Source organism: Sutterella parvirubra YIT 11816, assembly GCF_000250875.1.
Classification (GTDB): domain Bacteria; phylum Pseudomonadota; class Gammaproteobacteria; order Burkholderiales; family Burkholderiaceae_F; genus Sutterella; species Sutterella parvirubra.
The window spans coordinates 1-5,191 of the sequence record NZ_JH604910.1 but is presented as its reverse complement, the minus strand read 5'-3'; the positions used below and the strand labels follow the sequence as shown (position 1 = coordinate 5,191).

4 protein-coding genes are annotated in these 5,191 nt (G+C 62.3%); 2 read left to right on the top strand and 2 right to left on the bottom strand.

What is annotated here, in order from left to right:
• On the bottom strand, positions 1-371 hold a 371-nt coding region (locus tag HMPREF9440_RS02840), incomplete at its 3' end, for an FAD-dependent oxidoreductase (RefSeq protein ID WP_008541319.1).
• A 983-nt stretch (positions 372-1,354) separates the two neighbouring features.
• Between HMPREF9440_RS02840 and HMPREF9440_RS02835 the strand changes: the two genes are divergently transcribed.
• Entirely contained in the window at positions 1,355-2,839 is a 1,485-nt protein-coding gene (locus HMPREF9440_RS02835) for an FAD-dependent oxidoreductase (protein ID WP_008541314.1), read from the top strand.
• Positions 2,840-2,867: 28 nt separating this feature from the next.
• Entirely contained in the window at positions 2,868-3,200 is a 333-nt protein-coding gene (locus HMPREF9440_RS02830) for a cytochrome c3 family protein (RefSeq protein WP_008541313.1), read from the top strand.
• Between the two features lie 192 nt (positions 3,201-3,392).
• Here the strand turns inward: HMPREF9440_RS02830 and HMPREF9440_RS02825 are convergent, their stop codons facing one another.
• The gene (locus HMPREF9440_RS02825) at positions 3,393-4,928 is read right to left on the bottom strand and encodes a transposase (protein WP_008541311.1); all 1,536 of its coding nucleotides are present in this window, start codon (positions 4,926-4,928) and stop codon (positions 3,393-3,395) included.
• Between the last annotated feature and the right edge of the window lie 263 nt (positions 4,929-5,191).

Below are 5,191 nucleotides of genomic sequence, written 5' to 3'. Positions count from 1 at the left end.
TGAGTGGATGGAACGCCGGGAAGTTCAGGGTAGAGGCCCGCGACCAGGATGTCCTTTTCGAGCAGGTCGACCGAGTCTTCGATCTTGTGCATCTTCTGTTGCGGGCAGCCGGTGGCCGTCAGGATGCCGCCGTTGATGATCGAGTTGCCGCCCGCGGCGGGCATCTTCTCGAGCACGACGACGTTGCAGCCCGCCTTCTTCGCTTCAATGGCGGCCGCAAGGCCCGCGAAGCCCGAACCGACGACGAGCACGTCGACGGTTTCGTCCCACTTCTGCGGAACCTTCGTCGCCATCACGGGGGAAGCCATCAGCGCGGCGCCCGCGGCGATGGAACCACCGATGAGCGAACGGCGGGAAATCTGATTGGTCATGGATGATCCTCCTCTTTTCTCTTCAAAAAAGGCGCCCGAGGGCGTGCCCGACGCTCCAAGCGAGCCCGGGCGGGGCCCGACCGGCCTTGGTCGAGACCGGTCCTTCGGGGAACGGAGGCCGCCCATTCGGCGGCTTCCGAAGGCCCACTACGGGCGCCCCGTTGATTTCATTTTCGACCGAAGGAGGAAGCCCTGCGGGGCCCCGTTTCCCGAGGGCCACGGGGGTTTTTCGGGATTCGGCCCGAAAGCTTTGCGGGGCGGAGGATCCCAAGCACGAGGGAGTTTCGACTAAGGGTTTCTTCCATTGATTTCCGAAAGGGATTCGGGACGGGGCGGAATCGTCGTTCCGATTAGAGCGGCTAGGAAAGATGGTGTTTCGATGGGTAACGGCGTTTGCGGGTGCGGAGGGGTTTCGGAGCCTTCTCCGGCAGGGGAAGAGGCTGAATGGGGCGGATCGTTTCCCGGAATGGCGTCGGCGGATGTGTCAGGGTGTTGTTCGGAGGGGCGCTTCGGGGCGGGCTTCAGGCGGCGTTACGGGCTGCGTTTCGGGCTGCGTTTCGGGGTGCGTTTCGGGAGGGTTGGAGGGTGCCGGAAGAGGGGTGAAGGTGGAAAGGAGGAGGGAAGAAAGAGGGGCTCGAAGGGGGCTTCAGGGCGCGGAGCCCTCCGGGTTCTCCCCCGGAAACTTCGCCCTTCATTCCCTGCCGGAGTTGACCGCACCCGGCACTACGTAGTGGTCCCCTCGGGCGACACTCCCCAGCGTCGCAAAAGCGTTCTTCCGCACGGTTGACGAACGGGAGGCTCCGAGACCCACGGGACCCGACGGGTGCCGCCGGAGCCGGACCGGCCGGGCGGAAGGAACGGGCGTTCTTGAGAAGACGCCGCGCGACGAAGAACAACACGAACTGCGCTCGGGACCGCTCCCTTCCGCTTTTGGGGCTTTCCAAAGCGCACGACTCCGTTTTCACGGATTAGGAGAGAAAAAGATGAAGGATCTCAGCCGCCGCGGTCTCTTCAAGACTTCGCTGATCGGCGCCGCGGGCGCCGCCGGCATGGGCTTCGCGCACACGGCCGCCGCCAAGGCCGCCCCCGCGGGCGCCGCCGCCACGTACGACGCGATCGTTCTCGGGGCCGGTCCCGCCGGCCTCATCGCCGCCATCACCGCCCACGACGCGGGCGCGAAGGTCGCGGTCTTCGAAAAGAAGGACCGCCCGGACGGGAACGCCATCTTCGCGCTTGGTTCCGTCTGCGGCTGGGGCACCCGCCACCAGAAGGAGCAGGGGATCGAAGACACGGCCGACGCCTTCTATGCGATGATGATGGACGTCTCGAAGCAGATGGGCGACAAGGCTCTGAACCGCTGCTACACGGACAACATCCCGGCCGGGATCGATTGGCTCGAGAGCGAAATCGGCGTCAAGTTCGGGAAGATCCGTCCGATGCCCTATCCGCGTTTGGGCCGCACCTGCCGCGTCGAAGGCGAAGGCATCACGGGCGGCGCCCAGCTCGTCCAGAAGCTGCTCGCCGCCTGCGCGAAGCGCGGCATCGAGATCCGGTACGAACACAAGGCGATCGAACTCCTTCGCGACGAACACTTCGCCGTGACGGGCGTGCGCGCCGCGACGCCTGAAGGCGTCTTCGACTTCGCCGCCAAGGGCGGCGTCTGCATCGCGACGGGCGGCTTCTCGGCGAACCCCGAAATGGTCTGCCGCTACATCGGCGGTTGGGCGACCCGCATGGTGCTTCGCGGCTCCAAGTCGACGACGGGCGAAAACATTTCGCTCACGCTCCCGCTCTACGCGAAGTGCGTCAACATGGACCAGATGCACAACGGCCCGATCATCGGTTCGACCCACGTCAACCCCGCGGACGTCCTGAATTCGGGCTACGGCGTTCAGGTCTCGACCTCGGGCGAACGCTTCATGGACGAAAACAACACCTACGTCATCAAGGCCCGCACGTGCGCCCAGAAGACGCTCGACAACCAGGCCTGGGTGATCGTCGACAGCGAATGCTCCGTTCTCGACAAGGTGATCCCGAAGTTCGACCGCTTGAATTCCCCCTACGGGAAGGCGAACACCATCGAAGAACTCTGCAAGCAGGTGGGTCTCCCCGTCGAGAAGGTCACGAAGATCGTCAAGGAATACAACGACGCCTTGAAGGCCGGGAAGCTCGCCGAAATGAACCCGCCCTGCACGTACAAGAAGCCGCACCCGGTCGCGAAGGCTCCGTTCTACGCGGTTCCCTTCCAGGGCGGTATGACGGCCACCTTCGGCGGCCCCCTCATCAACGTCAAGGGCGAAATCCAGTCGATGGACGGCCGTTCGATCCCGGGCCTCTACGCGGCCGGGAACGCCGCGGGCGGCATCTTCTTCCACAACTACGCCGGCGGCGCGCAGTTGGGCGCCGCGACCGTGTTCGGCCGCATCGTCGGCAACGAACTCGCCGCCCGTGCGAAGCGCGCGAAGTAACCCATTCGAGACCTGGAGACATACGAAGATGATCAAGAACATTCTCGCTGCGGCCGCGCTCACGCTCGCGATGGTGAGCGCCGCCTCCGCCACGCCGGCCCTGGCCGACCGCCACGCCGCCAAGGGGCTCGAGTGCGCGAGCTGCCACAAGACCGCTCCGATGCCGGGCGCGGTCGTGAAGAAGGACGCCTGCAAGGCCTGCCACAGCTATGAGCAGCTGGCGCAGCAGACCGCGAAGATGGAGCCCAATCCCCACCGCTCGCATCTGGGCGACGTCAACTGCGTCGAGTGCCACAGCGGGCACGGTGAGCCCCGTCTGATGTGCAACGACTGCCATCAGTTCAAGATCCAGCCGAAGTGATCGGCTGAGCTGACGGACGGGTGAGGGTGGGCCGGCGTGCTGGTGAGCCTTTCGACCCGTCCGGAACCGCCCCGAAGGGCGGCAAAACGCGCACCGACATCCGACGCCCCGAGACCGACAGCGGTCCCGGGGCGTCGGTGCGCTTGGGTACCGGGAAAACCGTAACCCTGAGTTCCCGCCCGGATTTCGTTACTACATCCGGGCGGCGTCTTTTCGGGCATGCTCCTTCACGGGTTTGACCTCGAGGAGCTTGTAGATCTCATTGTGCTCCCTTACGGGCTCAGCGGGAATCACGACATTCTCGAAAACCTTCGCCTTCTGCGTCCGCATACGCATGAGAACGCGGTCGATCGAGAACTGTGACGGGCGAAGGTCATTCTGAAGCTTCTGGAGGATGGCCGTAGCGATGAAAGTCATCAGCAGGTGCCCCCGGAAGGTTTCTTCCTTTTCCACGTTGAGCGGAAGCAGAGAGGCATAGTTTTTAGCAATATCAAATACTTGCTCTACGTCCTGGCGGACGTAGTAGTGCGACAAGATTTGAGTGGCCTGAATCCGACGGGTCGCCAACAGCATGAATACGCCGTGCTCGCTCAGGCCGCTTCGAAAATCAGCCTCGTTGATGCGCTCGCCGACGTGGCGTCTCACAAACTTCTTGCGTTCCTCCTCCTGCATGGCCTTGTCCCGGCCGATGTACGCGTAGAGCTTCATGCCGTTGTAGTCAACCTCGACGCACTTGACGTAGACCTCGCGGCCGTTGAAGAGACGGCCCTCCTCGTCCAGGGCAAGGCTCCCCGTTTGGTCGAGATCAGGCAGCTCTTTTTCGATCAACTGCTTGTAGATCCGGCGGTTTGTCGGACAACGGGTGAGAAACGAGATCTTCTCCTCAGAGAGACTCGCCATTCCCTCTTTGGTCACGTAGCCCGCGTCGAGGATGGCGAACTTGGTGTTCACCCCCATGGCTTTGAGCTCTTTGATCGTTGTCGTCAGCGTCGTCGTGTCGACGACATTGCCCGGCACGTAGCGCATGTAGATCGGCAGACGCGTTCCCTGCTGCGACACGTAGATGAGGCGGACCTCCTCGGAAATTTCGCCGTTGTGATTGCTGACGGCCGTAAGCGGGAAGCGAATCCCGTTCGGCAGACCGGTGCTGTCGATCAGGATGTTCGAGCCCTCCCGCACGTCGGCCCCGATCCATTCGAGGTAGGCGTTGAAGAAGGCGCGCATGTTGTCCTCCCGGCCGATCGCTTCCAGCATGTCGCTGATGCGCTGACTGCTGAGATTGGCGTTGGGATACAGGATCCGAGCATAGCTTCCCGACCACCAGCACTCGGCGTGCGCATTGCTTTCGCGGTGAAGCATGTAGTAGAGCAGGAGGGCGCGGAAGGAGTCCGGGTTACCGTACGGAACCGCCTCCAATACCGGCTGCAGCCCGTAGTTCTTGATCAGGCTCTCGAATAGGTAGACGTCACCGTAATCGACCAAAAGCTCTTCCCGGCCGTTCTTGCGCCGGACGTTGGGAACAAAGCTCTCGGGAGCGGCGCCGTAGGTGTTCGTCGCCAAGTCGTAGGAAAACACGCCGCGCTCGCGGGACTGGTAGATCCCGAGCTTCTCATCAAGAACGCGGCCGAGATAGGCCACCGTCACTTTGCGAACCCGACTGCCCTCCCGGACTGAGTTCATCAGGGAGGCGTACGGGATTCCGCTCTTGTGGTTGATGGCGATGTGCATGGCTGTAGTATGAATAAATTACCGTTACCACAAGTATAAAATAATGGCGACCGTCGCGCAAGCGAAAGTCGCCAACTATTCAGCTGAAACAGGGGATTGTGAAGAAAACCTCCTTCGGACGAAAGGAGGTTTTCGATGTGTAGTAAAGAAATTGGGGCGGCAACTCACGGTTACAGCTCCCGGGTTTCAGGAGAAGAGGAGTTTTTGCCTTTCGGGAAAGAGATTTTCGCTAGACCGTGAATTTCTCGCAAACGGGTACACTC